This is a genomic window from Streptomyces sp. PL-25, assembly GCF_058344915.1.
Map to the genome: position 1 here is coordinate 2,541,784 of NZ_CP136997.1, position 19,766 is coordinate 2,561,549.

Annotated in this window: 19 protein-coding genes; 11 read left to right on the forward strand and 8 right to left on the reverse strand. The window is 72.9% G+C overall.

Features of this window, described 5'->3' with window-relative positions:
- Positions 1-157: 157 nt before the first annotated feature.
- The 5 genes from R4Z62_RS11265 to rbsD are packed head-to-tail and all read left to right on the forward strand — an operon-like array spanning position 158 to position 6,197.
- Complete coding sequence (locus tag R4Z62_RS11265; protein WP_382851109.1) at positions 158-1,318, forward strand: LacI family DNA-binding transcriptional regulator; 1,161 nt, start codon at positions 158-160, stop codon at positions 1,316-1,318.
- Positions 1,315-2,886, forward strand: coding sequence for a sugar ABC transporter ATP-binding protein (locus R4Z62_RS11270; RefSeq protein ID WP_491519722.1), 1,572 nt, complete (start codon positions 1,315-1,317; stop codon positions 2,884-2,886). The genes R4Z62_RS11265 and R4Z62_RS11270 overlap by 4 nt, the downstream gene beginning before the upstream one ends.
- Complete coding sequence (locus R4Z62_RS11275; RefSeq protein WP_491519723.1) at positions 2,876-4,825, forward strand: ABC transporter permease/substrate-binding protein; 1,950 nt, start codon at positions 2,876-2,878, stop codon at positions 4,823-4,825. The genes R4Z62_RS11270 and R4Z62_RS11275 overlap by 11 nt, the downstream gene beginning before the upstream one ends.
- 53 nt (positions 4,826-4,878) lie before the next feature.
- The gene (locus R4Z62_RS11280) at positions 4,879-5,811 is read left to right on the forward strand and encodes a ribokinase (protein WP_491519724.1); all 933 of its coding nucleotides are present in this window, start codon (positions 4,879-4,881) and stop codon (positions 5,809-5,811) included.
- Positions 5,808-6,197, forward strand: a complete 390-nt coding sequence (gene rbsD, locus R4Z62_RS11285; protein WP_389598299.1) for a D-ribose pyranase — start codon at positions 5,808-5,810, stop codon at positions 6,195-6,197. The genes R4Z62_RS11280 and rbsD overlap by 4 nt, the downstream gene beginning before the upstream one ends.
- A gap of 249 nt (positions 6,198-6,446) precedes the next feature.
- On the opposite strand, the gene R4Z62_RS11290 is transcribed toward rbsD, so the two are convergent.
- From R4Z62_RS11290 to R4Z62_RS11300, 3 genes are read right to left on the reverse strand one after another with little or no spacing between them, the layout of a single operon-like run.
- Entirely contained in the window at positions 6,447-7,301 is an 855-nt protein-coding gene (locus R4Z62_RS11290) for a sugar phosphate isomerase/epimerase family protein (protein ID WP_491519725.1), read from the reverse strand.
- A complete protein-coding gene (locus R4Z62_RS11295; protein WP_491519726.1) occupies positions 7,298-8,467 on the reverse strand; it encodes a dihydrodipicolinate synthase family protein in 1,170 nt (389 codons plus the stop codon). Before R4Z62_RS11295 ends, R4Z62_RS11290 begins: the two co-directional genes overlap by 4 nt.
- A complete protein-coding gene (locus tag R4Z62_RS11300) occupies positions 8,464-9,615 on the reverse strand; it encodes a Gfo/Idh/MocA family protein (RefSeq protein ID WP_491519727.1) in 1,152 nt (383 codons plus the stop codon). The genes R4Z62_RS11295 and R4Z62_RS11300 overlap by 4 nt, the downstream gene beginning before the upstream one ends.
- A gap of 437 nt (positions 9,616-10,052) precedes the next feature.
- Between R4Z62_RS11300 and R4Z62_RS11305 the strand changes: the two genes are divergently transcribed.
- The gene (locus tag R4Z62_RS11305) at positions 10,053-11,108 is read left to right on the forward strand and encodes a LacI family DNA-binding transcriptional regulator (RefSeq protein ID WP_491519728.1); all 1,056 of its coding nucleotides are present in this window, start codon (positions 10,053-10,055) and stop codon (positions 11,106-11,108) included.
- A 145-nt stretch (positions 11,109-11,253) separates the two neighbouring features.
- Here the strand turns inward: R4Z62_RS11305 and R4Z62_RS11310 are convergent, their stop codons facing one another.
- Entirely contained in the window at positions 11,254-11,490 is a 237-nt protein-coding gene (locus R4Z62_RS11310) for a DUF7848 domain-containing protein (protein ID WP_491519729.1), read from the reverse strand.
- Between the two features lie 15 nt (positions 11,491-11,505).
- On the reverse strand, positions 11,506-11,889 hold the full coding sequence (locus R4Z62_RS11315; protein WP_491519730.1) for an ATP-binding protein: 384 nt from the start codon (positions 11,887-11,889) through the stop codon (positions 11,506-11,508).
- Between the two features lie 99 nt (positions 11,890-11,988).
- Between R4Z62_RS11315 and R4Z62_RS11320 the strand changes: the two genes are divergently transcribed.
- The 3 genes from R4Z62_RS11320 to R4Z62_RS11330 all read left to right on the forward strand — a co-directional run bounded on the left by R4Z62_RS11320 (position 11,989) and on the right by R4Z62_RS11330 (position 13,994).
- Positions 11,989-12,858, forward strand: coding sequence for a helix-turn-helix domain-containing protein (locus R4Z62_RS11320; protein WP_491519731.1), 870 nt, complete (start codon positions 11,989-11,991; stop codon positions 12,856-12,858).
- A 38-nt stretch (positions 12,859-12,896) separates the two neighbouring features.
- Positions 12,897-13,070 (forward strand): DUF397 domain-containing protein, encoded by a 174-nt coding sequence (locus R4Z62_RS11325; RefSeq protein ID WP_491521859.1) that lies wholly within the window; start codon positions 12,897-12,899, stop codon positions 13,068-13,070.
- Positions 13,071-13,316: 246 nt separating this feature from the next.
- Entirely contained in the window at positions 13,317-13,994 is a 678-nt protein-coding gene (locus R4Z62_RS11330; protein WP_491519732.1) for a GNAT family N-acetyltransferase, read from the forward strand.
- A gap of 15 nt (positions 13,995-14,009) precedes the next feature.
- Here the strand turns inward: R4Z62_RS11330 and R4Z62_RS11335 are convergent, their stop codons facing one another.
- From R4Z62_RS11335 to R4Z62_RS11345, 3 genes are all read right to left on the reverse strand, one after another.
- A complete protein-coding gene (locus tag R4Z62_RS11335) occupies positions 14,010-14,810 on the reverse strand; it encodes a sugar phosphate isomerase/epimerase family protein (RefSeq protein ID WP_491519733.1) in 801 nt (266 codons plus the stop codon).
- Between the two features lie 48 nt (positions 14,811-14,858).
- Positions 14,859-15,473: a dihydrofolate reductase family protein gene (locus R4Z62_RS11340; RefSeq protein WP_491519734.1), complete on the reverse strand. Its 615-nt coding sequence runs from the start codon at positions 15,471-15,473 to the stop codon at positions 14,859-14,861.
- A gap of 115 nt (positions 15,474-15,588) precedes the next feature.
- Positions 15,589-16,548 carry an EamA family transporter gene (locus tag R4Z62_RS11345; protein WP_491519735.1) on the reverse strand — a complete coding sequence of 320 codons (960 nt, stop codon included), beginning with the start codon at positions 16,546-16,548 and terminating at the stop codon, positions 15,589-15,591.
- Between the two features lie 131 nt (positions 16,549-16,679).
- On the opposite strand from R4Z62_RS11345, the gene R4Z62_RS11350 reads away from it, so the two are divergent.
- Together R4Z62_RS11350 and R4Z62_RS11355 are read left to right on the forward strand one after the other, a co-directional pair.
- On the forward strand, positions 16,680-17,603 hold the full coding sequence (locus tag R4Z62_RS11350) for a LysR family transcriptional regulator (RefSeq protein WP_355485158.1): 924 nt from the start codon (positions 16,680-16,682) through the stop codon (positions 17,601-17,603).
- Between the two features lie 236 nt (positions 17,604-17,839).
- On the forward strand, positions 17,840-19,717 hold the full coding sequence (locus R4Z62_RS11355) for a glycoside hydrolase family 3 protein (RefSeq protein ID WP_491519736.1): 1,878 nt from the start codon (positions 17,840-17,842) through the stop codon (positions 19,715-19,717).
- Positions 19,718-19,766: the final 49 nt, after the last annotated feature.

Consider the following 19,766-nt stretch of genomic DNA (forward strand, 5'->3'; position numbering starts at 1 on the left):
CGGCGGAAGCGGCCGTTCACCGGCGTTCGCGCCGCGCCGCCCGCTGGTCACGGCACCCCGGCCCGTACATCACGATCTGGTCACAGACTCTTGCCCCGCGCCGTGTAATCGATTCCAATCCCTCATGTAATCGATTCCACGAGGAGGTGGAACGGCGATGGCGAGCATCAAGGACGTCGCTGCCGAAGCGGGTGTCTCCGTGGCCACGGTCTCGCGCGTCCTGAACGAGCACCCGTCGGTCAGCGCCGAGGCGCGGGCCCGTGTGCGGGCCGCCGTCGAGGCGCTGGGCTACCGGCCGAACGCCGTCGCCCGGTCGCTGCGCACGGACCAGACCCGCACGCTCGGGCTGGTCATCAGCGACGTGCTCAACCCCTACTTCACCGAGCTGGCCCGCTCCGTCGAGGAGGAGGCCCGCGCGCTCGGCTACAGCGTGATCATCGGGAACGCCGACGAGCGGCCCGACCTCCAGGACCACCACGTACGGACGCTGCTGGACCGCAGGATCGACGGGCTGCTGGTCTCCCCCACCGACGGCGGTTCGCCGCTGATGCTCCAGGCCGCGCGGGCGGGCACGCCCATGGTGTTCGTGGACCGGTGGATCAAGGGCGTGGACGTGCCGGTGGTCCGGGCGGACGGGCAGCAGGCGGTGCGTGATCTCGTCGCACACCTGTGCGGGCTCGGCCACCGGCGGCTCGCGATCATCGCGGGCCCGGCGGCCACCACCACCGGCAGCGAGCGCGTACGGGCCTTCCGGGACGCGCTGGCCGCGTACGGGCTCGACCTGCCCGACGCCTACACGGGGCAGGGCGACTTCCAGGCGGAGAGCGGGCGGCGGGTCACCGAGGGCTTCCTCGACCTGCCCGAGCCGCCCGAGGTGATCTTCGCCGCCGACAATCTGATGGCGCTCGGCGCGCTGGACGCGATCCGCGCCCGCGGGCTGCGGGTGCCGGACGACATCGCGCTGGCCGCGTTCGACGACATCCCGTGGTTCGTGCACACCGATCCGCCGATCACCGCCATCGCCCAGCCCACCGGCGCGCTGGGGCGGGCCGCCGTACGGGCGCTGGTGGACCGGGTCGAGGGGCGCGGTCCGGAGTCGGTGACCCTGCCCGCCCGGCTCGTGGTGCGCCGCTCGTGCGGCGAGTCCCCCTCCTCCCCCTCCTCCGGCTCCCCCTCTTCCGGCTCCTCCGGCTTGCCCGGCTTCCCCGCCGAGCCGTCCGCTGCCGTGACCGTCGTCCCCGGCGTACGGGAGCCCGCCGCCGGGGCCGGAGCCGTACCGGAGGACGAGTCCTTCGCAACGAACAGGAGCATGCCGTGAGCGACCCGGACGAGTTGCTGCGCATCGAGGGCATCCGGAAGACCTTCCCGGGCGTGGTGGCGCTGGACAGCGTCGACTTCGACCTGCGCCGCGGCGAGGTGCACGTACTGCTCGGTGAGAACGGCGCGGGCAAGAGCACGCTGATCAAGATGCTCTCCGGCGCCTACACCCCCGACGCGGGGCGGATCCTGGCCGGCGGCGAGGAGGTGCGCATCCACGGTGCGCAGGACTCCGAGCGGCTCGGGATCGCTACCATCTACCAGGAGTTCAACCTGGTCCCCGATCTGACGGTCGCGGAGAACATCTTCCTGGGCCGCCAGCCGCGCCGCTTCGGGATCATCGACCGCAAGCGGATGGAGACGGAGGCCGCCGCCCTGCTCGACCGGGTGGGCGTCAAGGTGTCGCCCCGCGCGCGGGTGCGGGACCTGGGCATCGCCCGGCTCCAGATGGTCGAGATCGCCAAGGCGCTGAGCCTGGACGCGCGCGTGCTCATCATGGACGAGCCGACCGCCGTGCTGACCTCCGAGGAGGTCGAGAAGCTGTTCGCGATCGTGCGGGCGCTGCGCGCGGACGGCGTGGGCATCGTGTTCATCACGCACCACCTGGAGGAGATCGCCGCCCTGGGCGACCGGGTCACGGTCATCCGGGACGGGCGCAGCGTGGGCCAGGTGCCCGCCTCGACGCCCGAGGACGAACTGGTCCGGCTCATGGTGGGCCGCTCCATCGAGCAGCAGTACCCGCGGGAGCGGGCCGAGCGCGGCGAGCCGCTGCTCACCGTGGACGGCCTCACCCGTGACGGCGTCTTCCACGACGTGGGCTTCGAGGTGCACGCCGGTGAGGTGGTCGGCATTGCGGGGCTGGTCGGCGCGGGCCGTACGGAGGTCGTGCGGGCCGTGTTCGGCGCGGACCCGTACGACAAGGGGGACGTCCGGGTCGCGGGCGTGCGGCTGCGGCGGCACGACGTGAACGCGGCGATGGCCGCCGGGATCGGTCTGGTGCCCGAGGACCGCAAGGGCCAGGGCCTGGTCCTGGACGCCTCCGTGGCGGAGAACCTCGGTCTGGTGACCCTGCGCTCGACCTCGCGCGGCGGGCTCGTCGACCTCAAGGGGCAGCACCGGGCGGCGGAGCGGATCGCCGGGCAGCTCGGTGTGCGGATGGCCGGGCTCGGCCAGCATGTGCGGACGCTGTCCGGCGGCAACCAGCAGAAGGTCGTCATCGGCAAGTGGCTGCTGGCGGACACCAGGGTCCTCATCCTCGACGAGCCGACCCGGGGCATCGACGTCGGCGCCAAGGTCGAGATCTACCAGCTCATCAACGAACTGACCGCGGCCGGTGCCGCCGTCCTGATGATCTCCAGCGATCTGCCCGAGGTGCTCGGCATGAGCGACCGGGTGCTGGTGATGGCCCAGGGCCGGATCGCCGGGGAACTCCCGGCCGACCGGGCCACCCAGGACGCCGTGATGGCGCTCGCCGTCGGCTCGCCCTCCTCGTCCGCCCCCGCGGCCCCCTCGAACCCCGCGACCCCTGTGAACGGAACGACCGAAGTGGAGGCCCCCCGTGACCACTGACACGCTCAAGAGCAAGGCGGGCGCGGGTGGCGCTTCCGGCCTGCGCCGGCTGCTCCTCGACAACGGCGCGCTGACCGCGCTGATCGTCCTCGTCATCGCGCTGTCCGCGCTCTCCGGTGACTTCCTGACGACGGACAACCTGCTCAACATCGGTGTCCAGGCGGCGGTGACCGCCATCCTGGCCTTCGGTGTCACCTTCGTCATCGTCGCGGCGGGCATCGACCTGTCGGTGGGTTCGGTGGCGGCGCTCTCGGCGACCGTGCTGGCCTGGAGCGCCACCTCGCACGGCGTGCCGGTCGCCCTCGCGGTGGTCCTCGCCGTCGCCACGGGCATCGCGGCGGGCCTGGTCAACGGTTTCCTGATCTCCTACGGCAAGCTGCCGCCGTTCATCGCGACGCTGGCCATGCTGTCGGTGGCGCGCGGTCTGTCGCTGGTCATCTCGCAGGGCTCCCCGATCGCCCTGCCGGACTCGGTCTCGCACCTGGGCGACACGCTCGGCGGCTGGCTGCCGGTGCCGGTGCTGGTCATGGTCGTGATGGGGCTGATCACGGCGTTCGTGCTGGGACGTACGTACATCGGGCGTTCGATGTACGCGATCGGCGGCAACGAGGAGGCGGCCCGGCTCTCGGGGCTGCGCGTGAAGCGGCAGAAGCTCGCGATCTACGCCCTGTCCGGGCTGTTCGCCGCCGCCGCGGGCATCGTGCTCGCCGCCCGGCTGTCCTCCGCACAGCCGCAGGCCGCCAACGGCTACGAGCTGGACGCGATCGCCGCGGTCGTCATCGGCGGCGCCTCGCTGGCGGGCGGCACCGGCAAGGCGTCCGGCACGCTGATCGGCGCGCTGATCCTCGCGGTGCTCAGGAACGGCCTCAACCTGCTGTCGGTGTCCGCGTTCTGGCAGCAGGTCGTCATCGGTGTGGTGATCGCGCTGGCGGTGCTGCTGGACACGGTGCGCCGCAAGGCGGGGGCGACCCCGCAGACGGCGGGCACGGGCAGCGGCGGCGGCAAGGGCCGGCAGGCGGCGACGTACGGGCTGGCGGCCGTGGTGACGGTGGCGCTGGTGGCGGCGACCTCGCTGCTGCACACCGGGTCCGCCTCGACCACGCCGAAGCTGGGTCTTTCGCTGTCCACGCTGAACAACCCGTTCTTCGTGCAGATCAAGTCGGGCGCCCAGGCCGAGGCGAAGAAGCTGGGCCTGGACCTGACGGTCACCGACGCGCAGAACGACGCCTCGCAGCAGGCCAACCAGCTCCAGAACTTCACCAGTTCCAGCCTGGGCGCGATCATCGTCAACCCGGTCGACTCGGACGCGGCCAGCAACTCCGTGAAGGCCGCGGGCAAGGCGGACATCCCGGTGATCGCCGTGGACCGCGGCGTCAACAACGCGAAGACGGCCGCGCTGGTCGCCTCCGACAACGTGGCCGGCGGCGAGCTGGCCGCCAGGAGCATCGCCGGGAAGCTGGGCGGCCACGGGAAGATCGTGATCCTCCAGGGGCAGGCGGGCACCTCCGCCGCCCGTGAGCGCGCCGCCGGTTTCGCCCAGGGCCTCAAGGCGTACCCCGGTATCCAGGTGCTCGCCCAGCAGCCCGCGGACTTCGACCGCACCAAGGGCCTCGACGTGATGTCGAACCTGCTCCAGGCCCACCCGGACGTGCAGGGCGTGATCGCCGCCAACGACGAGATGGCGCTCGGCGCGGTCAAGGCGCTCGGCTCCAAGGCCGGTACGTCGGTGCAGGTGGTCGGCTTCGACGGCACCCCGGACGGGCTGACCGCCGTGAAGAACGGCACGCTGTACGCCTCCGTCGCGCAGCAGCCCAGCCAGCTCGGCCGGATCGCCGTGGACAACGCGCTCAAGGCGGTCCAGGGCAAGCAGGTCGCGCCGACGGTGAAGGTGCCGGTGAAGGTGGTAACGAAGGAGAACGTGGCCGGGTTCAGCGGCTGACCGGTGACCGGCCCGTCCCCCGATCTCTCATGGTCCTCAAGGAGACACAGCGCATGTACGACTACGACCTGCTGGTCGTGGGGTCGGCCAACGCCGACCTGGTGATCGGCGTCGAGCGGCGGCCCGCGGCCGGGGAGACGGTGCTCGGCTCCGACCTGGCCGTCCACCCCGGCGGCAAGGGCGCCAACCAGGCGGTGGCCGCCGCCCGGCTCGGGGCCCGTACGGCCCTGCTGGCGCGGGTCGGCGACGACGCGCACGGCCGGCTGCTGCTGGACTCGCTGCGGGCGGCCGGTGTCGACCCGGCGGGCGTGCTGGCCGGGGGCGCCCCGACCGGGGTCGCGCTGATCACGGTGGACCCTTCCGGGGACAACAGCATCGTGGTCTCGCCGGGCGCCAACGGCCGGCTGACCCCGGACGACGTCCGCGCCGCCGCCCCGCTCGTCGGGTCGGCCCGGGTGGTGTCCGCGCAGCTGGAGATCCCGCTGGAGTCGGTCGTGGAGGCCGTACGGCATCTCGCGCCGGACAGCCGGTTCGTGCTGAACCCGTCGCCGCCGCGCCCGCTGCCGCAGGAACTGCTGGACGCCTGCGACCCGCTGATCGTCAACGAGCACGAGGCGAAGGTGATCCTGGGCGGGGACGGGGCGGGCGACGCCCCGGAGGACTGGGCGCGGGCGCTGCTCGCGCGCGGGCCGCGCTCGGTGGTGGTCACCCTCGGCGGCGAGGGCGCCCTGGTGGCGTCGGCGCGGGGGGTGTCCCGGGTGCCGTCGGTGCGGGTGGAGGCCGTGGACACGACGGGCGCGGGCGACGCCTTCACCGCGGCGCTGGCCTGGCGGCTCGGCGCGGGCGCCTCCCTGCCGGAGGCGGCGGCGTACGCGGCCCGGGTGGGCGCGGCGGCCGTGACCCGGCGGGGCGCGCAGGAGTCGTACCCGACGGCCGCCGAGGTCGACGCGCTCGGCCCCGCCGTCGCCCGGGGCGGCTCCCGGTGAAGAAGGCGGGCATCCTCAACCGGCATCTCGCCGGTGCGCTGGCCGAGCTGGGGCACACGGACGAGGTGCTGGTGTGCGACGCGGGCATGCCGATACCGGACGGGCCGCGCGTGGTCGACCTGGCGTTCCGCGCCGGGGTGCCGTCCTTCGCCGAGGTGCTGGACGGGCTGCTCGCGGAGCTGGTGGTGGAGGGCGCCACGGCGGCGGCCGAGTCACGCGGCGCCAATCCGGCGGTGTCGGCGCTGCTGGAGGACCGCCTCCCCGGGCTCGTCCTGGTCCCGCACGAGCGGCTGAAGGAGCTGTCGGCGGGCGCGCGTCTGGTCGTACGGACCGGGGAGGCGCGGCCGTACGCCAACGTCCTGCTGCGCTGCGGGGTGTTCTTCTGAGGTGAGGCGGCGGTCCGGGAGCGGTACCCGCCCCGGACAGCTTCGAGGGGGCCCGGTCCGTCGACCCGGCCCCCTCGGCTCTTCCCCTCCTGCGCCGGAACCCGTGGCTCCCCCCGAGCCTCCCCGGGTCGCCCCGGGCCCCCTCCGGGGGTTCCGACGAGAGATACGACACGCCTCGGGCCGGAAGGGTTGCATCCGCGCGTGATTATTTTTTCCGCGGCCCGGACGGGGCCGGGGCCGGGGCCGGCGTCAGGACGCGCTGCCGCGCATCACGTGTTCCGTGAACCGCGCCGCCGTCTCCGCCAGTACCTCGCGGCCGTCGCGCGCCCACAGCTCCTCGTTGAAGAGTTCGACCTCGATGAAGCCGGTGTAGCCGGCCGCCTCGACGCGCCGCTTCCAGGCGCGCAGGTCGACGGAGCCGTCGCCGAGCTGCCCGCGCCCGTTGAGGACGCCCGCGGGCAGCGGGGTGGTCCAGTCGGCGAGCTGGAAGGTGTGGATACGGCCGCCCGCGCCCGCGCGCGCGATCTGCTCGGGCGCCCGGTCGTCCCACCAGATGTGGTACGTGTCCACGGCGACGCCGACCTGCCCGGCGGGGAAGCGTTCGGCGAGGTCCAGGGCCTGGGCGAGGGTGGAGACCACGCAGCGGTCGGCGGCGAACATGGGGTGCAGCGGCTCGACGGCGAGGCGTACGCCGCGTTCGGCCGCGTAGGGGCCGAGGACGGCGAGGGCGTCGGCGACGCGCTCGCGGGCGCCGTGCAGGTCCTGGTCTCCGGCGGGCAGGCCGCCGGAGACCAGGACCAGGGTGTCGGTGCCGAGCGCGGCGGCCTCGTCGATCGCGGCGTGGTTGTCGGCCAGCGCCCCGGCCCGCTCGACGGGGTCGGTCGCGGTCAGGAAGCCGCCCCGGCACAGGGTGGTGACGGTCAGCCCGGCGTCCCGGACCAGTTTGGCGGCGGCCTCCACGCCGTACTCGCGCACCGGTTCGCGCCACAGCCCGACGCCGGGCACGCCCAGCCGGGCGCAGGCGTCGGTGAGTTCGGGCAGGGAGAGCCCGCGGACCGTCATCTGGTTGACGGAGAAGCGGTCCAGGCCGGGGGCGGGGTTCATGAGGTCACTCCGTACAGGGAGAGCAGGGTGCGCATCCGGTCCTCGGCGAGCCTCGGGTCGGGGAACAGGCCGAGCCGGTCGGCGAGTTCGTAGGCGCGGGCCAGGTGCGGCAGGGAGCGGGCCGACTGGAGGCCGCCGGCCATGGTGAAGTGGCTCTGGTGCCCGGCCAGCCAGGCGAGCAGGACGACCCCGGTCTTGTAGTAGCGGGTGGGGGTCTCGAACAGGTGCCGGGAGAGGGCCACCGTGGGGTCCAGCAGGGCGCGGAAGCCCGCCGTGTCGCCGGTGTCCAGGACGCGTACCGCCTCGGCGGCCAGCGGGCCCAGCGGGTCGAAGATGCCCAGCAGGGCGTGGCTGAAGCCCTGTTCGTCGCCCGCGATCAGCTCCGGGTAGTGGAAGTCGTCGCCGGTGTAGCAGCGCACGCCCTGCGGGAGGCGACGGCGCAGGTCGATCTCCCGCTGCGCGTCCAGCAGGGAGACCTTGATGCCGTCGACCTTGTCGGGGTGGGCGGCGATGACCTCCAGGAAGGTGCCGGTCGCCGTGTCCAGGTCCGACGAGCCCCAGTAGCCCTCCAGCGCCGGGTCGAACATGGGGCCGAGCCAGTGCAGGACGACCGGTTCGGCGGCCTGGCGCAGCAGGTGGCCGTAGACCTCCAGGTAGTCGTCCGGGCCCTGGGCCGTGGCGGCGAGGGCGCGGGAGGCCATCAGGATCGCCTGGGCGCCGGACTCCTCGACGACGGCGAGCTGTTCCTCGTAGGCCGACCGGACCTCGGCGAGGGTGGCGGTCGTGGCGGTCAGCTGGTCGGTGCCCACGCCGCAGGCGATCCGGCCGCCGACGGCCCCGGCCTCCGCGGCGGAGCGGCGGATCAGTTCGGCGGCGCCCGCCCAGTCCAGGCCCATCCCGCGCTGCGCGGTGTCCATGGCCTCGGCCACGCCCAGGCCGTGGGACCACAGATGGCGGCGGAAGGCGAGGGTGGCGTCCCAGTCGACGGCGGCGGGCCCGTCGGGCGAGACGTCGGCGAACGGGTCGGCGACGACGTGCGCGGCGGAGAAGACGGTGCGGGAGGCCAGAGGGGCGCCCGGAGCGGCGCCCGGGGCGGCGGTGAAGGGCTCGGTACGGGGCTCGTAGGGCCGCAGGGTGCCGCCCGCGTCCGGCAGGTGGAGGGTCACAGGCCGATCTCCGGTACGTCGACACGGCGGCCCTCGGCGGCGGAGCGCAGGCCCAGTTCGGCGAGCTGGACGCCGCGGGCGCCGGCCAGCAGGTCCCAGTGGTAGGGGGCGTCGGCGTAGACGTGCCGGAGGAACAGCTCCCACTGGGCCTTGAAGCCGTTGTCGAACACGGTGTTGTCGGGCACCTCCTGCCACTGGCCGCGGAAGTCCTCGGTGGCGGGGATGTCGGGGTTCCAGACCGGCTTGGGGGTGGCGGAGCGGTGCTGGACGCGGCAGCGGCGCAGGCCCGCGACGGCCGAGCCCTCGGTGCCGTCGACCTGGAACTCGACGAGTTCGTCGCGGTGCACGCGCACCGCCCAGGAGGAGTTGATCTGGGCGACGGCACCGCCCTCCAGCTCGAAGATCCCGTAGGCGGCGTCGTCGGCGGTGGCGTCGTAGGGCTTGCCCTGCTCGTCCCAGCGCCGCGGGACGTGGGTGGAGGTGAGCGCCTGGACGGAGGCGACCCGGCCGAACAGCTCGTGCAGCACGTACTCCCAGTGCGGGAACATGTCGGTGACGATGCCGCCGCCGTCCTCGGTGCGGTAGTTCCAGGAAGGGCGCTGGGCCTCCTGCCAGTCGCCCTCGAAGACCCAGTAGCCGAACTCGCCGCGCACGGACAGGACGCGGCCGAAGAAGCCGCCGTCGATCAGGCGCTTCAGCTTGAGCAGGCCCGGCAGGAAGATCTTGTCCTGCACGACGCCGTGCCGGATGCCCGCCGCCTCGGCGAGCCGGGCCAGTTCCAGGGCGCCGTCGAGACCGGTGGCGGTGGGCTTCTCGGTGTAGATGTGCTTGCCCGCGGCGATCGCCTTGCGCAGCGCCTCCTCGCGGGCGGAGGTGACCTGGGCGTCGAAGTAGATGTCCACGGCCGGGTCGGCGAGGACGGCGTCCAGGTCGGTGGAGAAGTGCTCCAGGCCGTGCTGCTCGGCAAGCGCCTTCAGCGCGTGCTCGCGGCGGCCGACCAGGACCGGCTCCGGCCACAGCACGGCGCCGTCGCCGAGGTCGAGGCCGCCCTGTTCGCGCAGCGCGAGGATCGAGCGGACCAGGTGCTGGCGGTGGCCCATGCGCCCGGTCACGCCGTTCATGGCGATCCGCACCGTCTTGCGTGTCACGTCAGTGCCCGTCCCTTCGTACGGCGTACCGCGCCTGCGGCCTCCCGGACAGCAAGCGCTTTCTATCCGAGGAGAAGCTAGCCTCTGGACGGCGCCGCGGACAAGGGCGGAGGCGGAACCGTGTCGGCCGGGCGGGCGGATCCGGCGGCAGGGGCGGCTCGGCGGGACGGTCCGGGCGCACGGGGTCGAGGTGGTCGTCCCGTCGGGTGGGGCGCGGTGGTCCGGGCGGGCAGGAGGCACCGTGCCCCCTGGGCACGACCCGTCGCACCCCAAGGGCAGGAGCCCTCGTACGCTGCGGGCAGCGCCTGTTGTCCGAGCGGGCGGACGCGGACGTCCCCGGGGGCCGTAAGGTCGGCACGACACCGCGGCCGGCACCGGCCGTACGGCGGTGGTGTGATCACTCACGACGACGAGCTGCGCGACCGGAGGACGACGAGATGACGGTGACCCTGGCGGACGTGGCGGCCCGCGCCCAGGTCTCGCCCGCGACGGTGTCGCGCGTGCTGAACGGCAACTACCCCGTCGCCGCGGCCACCCGGGAACGGGTCCTGAAGGCGGTCGACGAGCTGGACTACGTGCTCAACGGCCCCGCGAGCGCCCTCGCCGCCGCCACCTCCGACCTGGTCGGCATCCTGGTCAACGACATCGCCGACCCGTTCTTCGGGATCATGGCGAGCGCGATCCAGTCGGAGATCGGCGGTCCGGGCGGCCGGGCCGGCGGCGAACGGCTGGCGGTGGTCTGCAACACCGGCGGCTCGCCCGAGCGCGAACTCACCTACCTGACGCTGCTCCAGCGGCAGCGGGCCGCCGCGGTCGTGCTCACCGGCGGCGCCGTGGAGGACGCGCCGCACGCGGCGGCGGTCGCGGCGAAGCTGCGCCGGCTCGCGGAGGCCGGCACCCGGGTGGTGCTGTGCGGACGGCCGCCCGTGCCGGACACCGGGGCCGTCACGCTGGCCTTCGACAACCGCGGGAGCGCGCGGCGGCTGACCGGGCATCTGACCGGTCTGGGCCACCGGCGGCTCGGCTACATCGCGGGTCCGCGCGAGCGCACCACCACCCGCCACCGCCTGGAGGGCCACCACGAGGCCCTGGCGGCGGCCGGCCTCGACGACGACCCCGCGCTCACCGTGCACGGCCGCTTCGACCGCCGCTCCGGCCACGAGGCCGCGCTGGAACTGCTGCGCCGCGAGCCCTCGCTCACCGCGATCGTCGCCGCCAACGACTCCGTCGCCCTGGGCGCCTGCGCGGCCCTGCGCGAGTCCGGGCTGCGCATCCCGCAGGACGTCTCCGTCGCGGGCTTCGACGACCTGCCCTTCAGCATGGACGCGGTGCCCTCCCTCACCACCGTCCGCCTCCCCCTCGCCGAGGCGGGCGCCCGCGCCGGCCGGATAGCCATGGCCCGCGAGGAGCCGCCGCCGGGCGGGATCGCCACGGTGCACGGGGAACTGATGGTGCGGGGGTCGACGGGGGTGCCCCGGGAACAGCGGGGGTGACGTGCCGGGCCGCCCGGCGCAAGCCTCGGGGCGGAGCCTCAGCAAGCCGTCCGCGAGCCGCCCCGGGGCGTTCGGCCGCACCGTAGGATCTCCGGATAGCCCCACGACTCCGACCCCGCGCGACTTTCCGGCATTTCACTCCGGCTCAGGAATCTTCCTGAGCAGTGGGCCTTTCAGGATCAGGGGCGACCACGAAGTAGGTAGACTCCACCCCTCGAAACCTCGCATGCCGACTTTCTGCGGCATGCCCGATACACCAGTCGCGCACGGCGCGCTTGTCCACGGTCTCCTTCGAGCGCGCACCACACGTCATGCACCAGGCATGAGAACGCCCTTGTTCGGCTTCGGAGTCCCTGCGCATCCTGTAGTTGGCGAATCCCATGAACCGACCTCACCGCTAGACGGCGTCCGAGGGCTTGATGGTCAACTCGGCCCATACGGTCTTACCGATGACCTGTTCGATCACTCCCCACGCCTCGGAGAGTGAGGCCACGATTTCCAGGCCACGGCCGGAGACAGGCAACGGTTCACCACCGAGAGGCTTGTGAGGCATTCCGTCGCCGACATCTCGCACCTCCACGCGGATGCGTTGCGCGTCCCGGTCGATGACCAGGGCGACTTGCCGACCGCGCGTGGTCTTCCCGTGAACGATGGCATTGGTCACCAGCTCGGAGACAACCAGAGTCAGATCATCCGACAAGTTGTCAACGCTGGCTTCCCGGGCGAACAAACGCGCCAACTCGCGCGCCTTACCGACACTGGCACGAGCGCACCCTGACACCTCCAAACTGTCAAGTCCCTACTTTGGAGGTCACCATTGGGCGTTCCTGTGACAGTCAGTAGCGGGCAGACTGGGCCATGACAGAGCGGAGGTGGCCGAGTGCCGATCACTCACAACCCGACAATCCGGCAGCGTCGTTTGGCGCGAACACTGAAAGATCTCCGCGTCACGGCGGGTTTGAAGCATTCCGACGCTGCGGAAATCCTGGGTTGTGCAGAATCCAAGATGACTCGCATCGAGAATGCTCAATCGGGAATCCGACTCCTCGACCTGAGAGCACTTCTTGACGCCTATCGTGTCACAGACGCAGCTCAGCGAGCCGAGATCGAGAAACTAGCGAAGGATGCCAGACAGAAGAGCTGGTGGGTGCAGTACGCAAACTCCATCGATTCAGCCTACGCGGCATACATCGCCATCGAGTCGGACGCATCCGAGGTCTACGACGTAGAGACAAGCCTTGTTCCCGGACTCTTGCAGACCCCTGCCTACACCAGAGCTGTCATCAGGATTCAGGTGCCTGACGCCTCCCAGGAAAACATCGACACTCAGGTGAAGGTCCGGGAAGAACGCAGGAAGGTTCTCACCCGCGAAGGGAACCCGGTTCATCTGTGGGTGATCTTGTCCGAGGCCATACTGCGACACAGAGTCGGCAGCTCAGAAATCATGCGCGAACAACTGGAGTACCTTCTGTCGGCCAGCGAGGAGACCAATATCGAGCTTCAAGCCCTGCCGATCGAAAGCCCGTTGAATGCGTCCCTCTTCGGCCCCTTTGTCATCATGAATTTCCCTTCGGCTTCGGAGTTGGACATTGCTTACGCGGAGTCAAACACGGGTACCGTGTACCATGAGGAGCAGTCCGACACTGAGAAGTACCGAACGCTGTTCCGGCGTTTGAACGTCGCGGCTTGCGACGTGAGCAGGTCAAGGTCCTTGATTCGCAAGGCCATAGAAGAAATGGTAGCCAAGTGACGAACAGAATCCCTGACATCGCAAAAGAATCGGTCTGGGTGAAGTCCTCCTACTCCGGTAACAACGGTAACTGTGTCGAGATTGCGAACCTTCCCGAGGGAGGTCGGGCGGTTCGCGACTCGAAGGACCCGAACAGCCCGGTTCTCTCTTTCACTCCTGCCGGGTGGTCCGCATTCGTGAACAGCACCCAGGGCGAGGAATTCAGGGCCTGAGAAAGTCATGGCAGGGCCCAGGTAGGCGCGTGCACGGACAGAACAGAGCCGTGTACGCACCTACCCCTTCGAGGGTCTGGGGAAATCGCGACCGAGGTAAGCCTCGAACTTGTTTCCGACGCCGCCACCTGATGTCAGCCAGCGGCGCGGGGACCGTGCTCCGCGTTGCGGGAGCTGCCGCGCCATGACACAAGCCCCGGCTGAAACACGGTCGACGCCACCGGACCGGTACGCCACACTCCAGGCGTGACGATCACTCTGACCGGCCCGGTCCTGGAGGGCACCCTCGTACGCCTGGAACCGCTGGGGCAGCGGCACGCCGCCGACCTCGCGGTGGCGGCGGAGGAGGACCGCGGCACCTACGCGTACACCTGGGTGCCCCGGGCGGAGGAGACCGCGGCCTACATCGACGGGCAGCTCGCCCGCGCGGCCACCGGCCGCCTCGCGCCCTACGCGCAGATCTCCCTGGCCACCGGGCGCGCGGTCGGCGCCACCTCCTTCTGGGAGCCGCGCTGCTGGCGGGACGAGGACCGCCTCGACGCCGTCGAGGTCGGCTTCACCTGGCTCGCCCGCTCCGCGCAGGGCACCGGCATCAACGCCGAGGCCAAGTACCTGCTCTTCCGGCACGCCTTCGAGGTGTGGCGGGTGGCCCGGGTCGACCTGAAGACCGACGCCCGCAACAGCCGCTCCCGCGCCGCGATCGAGAGCGTCGGGGCGCGCTTCGAGGGCGTCCTGCGCAACTGGTCCCGCTCCTCGGTGCCCGGTGAGGAGGGCCGGCTGCGCGACTCGGCGATCTTCTCGATCACGGCCGAGGAATGGCCCGAGCGGCGCGTGGCCCTGGAGGCCCGGGTACGGCGGGCGGCGGAACGGACGGCCCGCACGGACCGGGACCAGGACCGGAGCGGGACCAGGACGGGAGCGTGAACCGGCCCGAGCCCGCTACGCCGACGCGCTGAGCAGCCGGTCCAGGTACTCCCGTCCCGCCCCGAGCAGTCCGGGCAGCGGCGCCGCCGCCTCGTACCACCGCTTCTCGTACTCCCAGCACAGCCAGCCGTCCCAGCCGGCGCCGGTCAGCGCCGCCACGCATCCGGCGAGCGGCAGTACGCCCGCGCCCAGCGGCAGCGGGGTGGTGTCCTCGGCCGACGCGATGTCCTTGACCTGGACGTATCCGAGGTGCGGGGCGAGCGCCGCACAGGTCTGCGACGGCTGCTCACCGCCGAGCCAGGTGTGCATCACGTCCCACAGCGCGCCCACCTGCCGGTGCCCGACCGGGCCGAGGACGCGGATCGCGTCGGCGCCGGTGCGGTGCGAGTCGTGGGTCTCCAGCAGGATGCGGACACCGAGGGCGGCGGCGTCCTCGGCGGCGGCACCCAGCCGCCGGGCCGCGACGGCGTCGGACTCCTCGGGCGGCAGCGCGGTGTCGGCGCCCGGGAAGACCCGCACCGCGCCCGCGCCCAGGTCGTGCGCCAGCCGCAGCAGGGCGCGGATCTCGTCCAGCACGGGAGCGTCGTCGCCGGGCGCGGCGACCCGCGCGTATCCGGCCACGGCCAGTACCTCCACCCCGGCCGCCGCGAACTGGGCGGCCGTCTCGGCCCGCCGGGCCGGGGAGAGGCCGGGGTGCACCGGTTCCTCGGGGTGGGCGCGGAGTTCGACGCCGTCGTAGCCGTGCGCGGCCGCGAGCGCGAGGACCTCCGGGACGGGCAGGCCGGGGACACCGAGAGTGGAGAACGCGAGCTTCATGGCCCGGACCCTACGCGCCGCCGCGGCCGCCCGTACCGATTCCGCCGGTCAGGCGGGCGACCCGGCGGCCCGCCGCACGGGCCGGAACACATTGAGCTGCGCGCCGGTCCTGGCGGTGGCCGACGACACCAGTTCCCAGGTCCGCAGCACCTCGTCCACGGGGAAGGCCGACTTGCCGCCGCCCAGCAGCACCGGCATCACGGCGAGCCGCAGTTCGTCCACCAGGTCCGCGGCCAGGAGCGCCCGCACCAGTGTGGGGCTGCCCATCATCGCCAGCTCCCCGTCACCGCCGGACGCCCGCAGCCCGCGCACCTTCCCCAGTGCCTGGCCGCCCGGGACGCGTGCGGTGTTCTCCCAGGTCAGCGCGGAGTCGTCGAGGGTGTCGGACACGACGTACTTGGGCAGCGAGTTGAGCCGGTCGGCGAAGGGGTCCCCGGCCCGCTCGGGCCAGGCCGCGGCCATCGTGAGATACGTACGGCGCCCGTACAGCAGCGCCTCCGCCCGGTCGAGACCGGCCGCGAACGCCCCGCCCAGCACCTCCGGATCGAAGAACGGATGCGACCATCCGCCGTGCGCGAACCCCCCGTCGGTGTCCTCCTGCGGCCCTCCGGGCGCCTGCACGACCCCGTCGAGGCTGATGAACTCGGTGACGACGACACGCATGTGATGCCTCCCGCTCTCTGTCCGTTCGGTACACAGGACAGACCGCCTCTCCGCCCGCGACTCATCGGTCGTCTGAAAGGCTGCACGACACACCGGGCGGGCAACATCTGGCGCGTCAGGCCCTCGGCGGAACCGCGGGGACCGTGACCCCGTCCGGCACGGGGGCATCCGCAGGGGCGCCCCCCGCGCTCTCCGTACGCGCCTCCGCGCCGCCGCCCCTCCTCCCCGGTGCGAGCGACGTCAGTGCCACGCCGCCCACCAGCAGGGCCGCCGCGCACCAGCGCAGGGGGGTGACGGACTCGCCCAGGAAGAGGGCCGCCGCCGACATGCCGAAGACCGGGACCAGCAGGGAGAACGGGGCGACGGTGGAGGCGGGGTGGCGGCGCAGCAGCCAGCCCCAGGCGCCGAAGCCGAACACGGTGGTGACCCAGGCGACGTAGAGGACCGTGCCCGCGCCCTGCCAGTCCAGGCCGCGCAGGGCGGCGAGGTCCTGGGAGGGGCCCTCGGTCAGCAGGGAGAGGCCGAGCAGCGGCAGGACCGGGACGGTGCTCACCCAGACCATGAAGTTCAGGGAGTCCGGCGGGGCCGCCTTGCGGGTGAGGACGTTGGAGACGCCCCAGCAGGCCGCGGCGACGACGACCAGGACGAAGGCGCCCAGCGGTCCCGTGGTGCCCTCGTCCACGGCGGCGACGGCGATCCCGGCGAGCGCCACGCCCATGCCGGCCAGCCGCAGCCGGGTGGGGCGCTCGCCGAGGGCGGCGAAGGCGAACAGGGCGGTGAACACCGCCTGGATCTGGAGCACCAGGGAGGACAGCCCGGCGGGCATCCCGTGGTCCATGCCGACGAACAGCAGACCGAACTTGGCGACGCCGAGCACCAGCCCCACGCCCACGATCCACTTCCAGGCCACCTTGGGCCGGCCCACCAGGAAGACGGCGGGCAGCGCCGCGGCCAGGAAGCGCAGGGCCGAGAACAGCAGCGGCGGGAAGTGGCCGAGGCCGACCTCGATGACGGTGAAGTTGACGCCCCAGACGGCGGCGACGAGGACGGCGAGGAGGACGTGGGGTGGTCGCATGCGTCGAGGATCACTCGCCCGGACCGGGTAGCACCAGCGATGATTGCTGCACTGTTGGATGCAGCAACGCTAACCGGTCGGAGCGTCGCCCGCGGGGCGGCGGCCGGCCGCGCCGTCCTGTGGGAGGAACCGTGCTCGATCTCCAGCGCCTGCGCGCCCTGCACGCCGTGTCCGTGCACGGGACGGTGGGGGCGGCGGCCACCGCGCTCGGCTACACCTCCTCGGCGGTGTCCCAGCAGATCGCCAAGCTGGAGCGGGAGACCAGGACCGTCCTCCTGGAGCGCGAGGGGCGCGGGGTGCGGCTCACCGACGAGGCGCACCAACTGGTTGCGGCCGCGCGGGAGTTGCTGGCGATCGTGGAGCGGGCGGAGACCGAGCTGGAGGAGCGGCGCGGGGTGCCGTCCGGGCGGCTGGCCATCGCGGCGTTCGCCTCGGCGGCGCGCGGGCTGCTGCCGGGCGTGCTCGCCGACCTGGCGAGGCGGCACCCCGCGCTGGACGCCCGGCTCAGCGAGGTCGACCCGCATCTGTCGGTGGATCTGGTCGCCAAGGGCGCCGTGGACCTGGCCGTGGCGCACGACTGGGACATCGCGCCGCTGCCCGCGCCTGCCGGGGTGGAGCAGGCGGCCGTCGGGGACGACGTGTGCGATCTGCTGGTGCCGGCCGGGCATCCGTTCGCGGGGCGGAGCGCGGTGCGGCGCGCGGAGCTGGGCGGGGAGCGGTGGATCTGCCAGCCGCCGGGCCGGGTCTGCCACGACTGGCTGCTGCGCACGCTGCGCGCCGCCGGGCACGAGCCGGACGTCGTCCACCAGGCCGACGAGAACCCGACGCTGGTCGCGTTGGTCGCCGCGGGCCTCGGGGTGGCGCTGATCCCGCGGCTGGGCCGGGGGCCGCTGCCGGAGGGGGTCGTCGAGGTGGCGCTCGACCCCGTGCCCGTACGGCATCTGTACGCGCTGTGGCGCGCGGGGGCGGCCCGGCGTCCGGCCATCGCGGAGACCGTACGCACCCTGCGGGAGCACTGGCCGGCGGTGTCGGCGCACACGCCACGGGCCGTCTGAGCCCTCCGGCCCCGTGCGCCCCGCCGTCCGGGGCCGTGCGCCCCGCCCTCCGGGCTCGCGTCCCCCGTCCTCCCCGGACCCGCGCGCCCCGCCGTCCGGGCCCGCGTCCGCCCGTCCTCCGGGCCCGGCCGCACCACCGCCCGGGTCCGTGCGTTCCCTTGACTGGCAGAAACTTCCCGGATATTGGTGATCTCTCGGAAGTTTCCTTCAGTGGAACCCCTCCGGAAGGAGCGCACGTGCACGACACCACACGCCCCTCCTCCCCCTCCGATCGCTCCGGCACCTCCGATCTCTCCGGCACCTCCGGTCCCTCCCCCTCCAGACGCGCCGTCCTCGCCGCCACCGCCACGCTCACCGCCGGCCTCGCCGTGGGCGGCACCGGCACCGCTCAGGCCGCCGCCCCGCACGACGACCGCCGGCTGCGCGCCCTCGTCGCGCGGATGAGCCTGGAGGAGAAGGTCGGCCAGCTCTTCGTGATGCGGGTCTACGGCCACTCCGCCACCGACCCCGACCAGGCCGACATCGACGCCAACCTCGGCGAGATCGGCGTCCGCACCGCAGCCGAGCTGATCGCGAAGTACCGCGTCGGCGGCATCATCTACTTCACCTGGGCCCACAACACCCGCGACCCGCGGCAGATCGCCGCCCTGTCCAACGGCATCCAGCGGGCCTCGCTCCGGCAGCCGCGCGGGCTGCCCGTCCTGGTCGCCACCGACCAGGAGCACGGCATCGTCTGCCGGGTCGGCAGGCCCGCCACGCTCTTCCCCGGCGCCATGGCCGTCGGCGCCTCCGGCTCCACCGCCGACGCCCGCACACTGGGCCGGCTCTCCGGCACCGAGCTGCGCGCCATGGGCATCAACCAGGACTACTCCCCCGACGCCGACGTGAACGTCAACCCGGCCAACCCGGTCATCGGCGTACGGTCCTTCGGCGCCGACCCGGACGCCGTGGCGCGGCTGGTGTCCGCCGAGGTGAAGGGCTATCAGGGCGCGCGGGTCGCGGCGACCGCCAAGCACTTCCCCGGGCACGGCGACACCGCCGTGGACAGCCACTACGGCTTCCCGGTCATCACGCACAGCCGGGAGGTGTGGGAGAAGCTGGACGCGGTGCCGTTCCGGGCCGCGATCAGGGCCGGGATCGACTCGGTGATGACGGCGCACATCCAGTTCCCGGCGCTCGACGACTCCGGCGACCCGGCCACGCTGTCGCAGCCGATCCTCACCGGCATCCTGCGCGGCGAACTGGGCTACGACGGGGTGGTGATCACCGACTCGCTCGGCATGGAGGGGGTGCGCACCAAGTACGGCGACGACCGGGTGCCGGTGCTCGCGCTGAAGGCGGGCGTGGACCAGTTGCTCAACCCGCCGGACCTGGACGTCGCCTGGCACGCGGTGCTGGACGCGGTGCGCGGCGGCGAGCTGACCGAGGCCCGGCTCGACGCATCGATCCTGCGCATTCTGCGGATGAAGAACCGCCTCGGCCTCTTCGACGGCCCGTACGTCTCCGAGCGCCAGGTGCCGCACCGGGTCGGCACCCGCGAGCATCTGGCGGCGGCCGACCGCATCGCCGAGCGGACGACGACGCTGCTGGTCAACGAGGGCCGGCTGCTGCCGCTCTCGCGCCGCGGCCACCGCAGGATCCTCGTGGTGGGCGCCGATCCGGCCTCGCCGTCGGGCACCACGGGCCCGCCGACCGGGGTGCTCGCCGCCGCCCTCACCGAACTGGGCTTCACGGCCACCGCCCTGTCCACCGGCACCGCCCCGGCCCAGGCCGTCATCGACCAGGCGGTCGCGGCGGCGGCGCAGGCGGACGCGGTGGTGGTGGCGACGTACAACGTCACGGCGGGCAGCTCCCAGCGCACGCTGGTGGAGCGGCTGATGGCGACGGGCCGGCCGGTGGTCGCGCTGGCCGTGCGCAACCCCTACGACGTCGCCCAGTTCCCGTCCGTACCGGCGTTCCTGGCCGCGTACTCCTGGACGGACGTGGAGGTGCGCGCCGCGGCCCGGGTGATCGCCGGGCGGGTGCGGCCGCGCGGGAAGCTGCCGGTGCCGGTGCAGCGGGCGGACGACCCGGCGCGGGTGCTGTACCCCGTCGGGTACGGCCTGACGTACTGATCCGCGGGCCGCGCGGCGGTGGGCCGCGCCCGGAGCCGGTGCTCCGGGC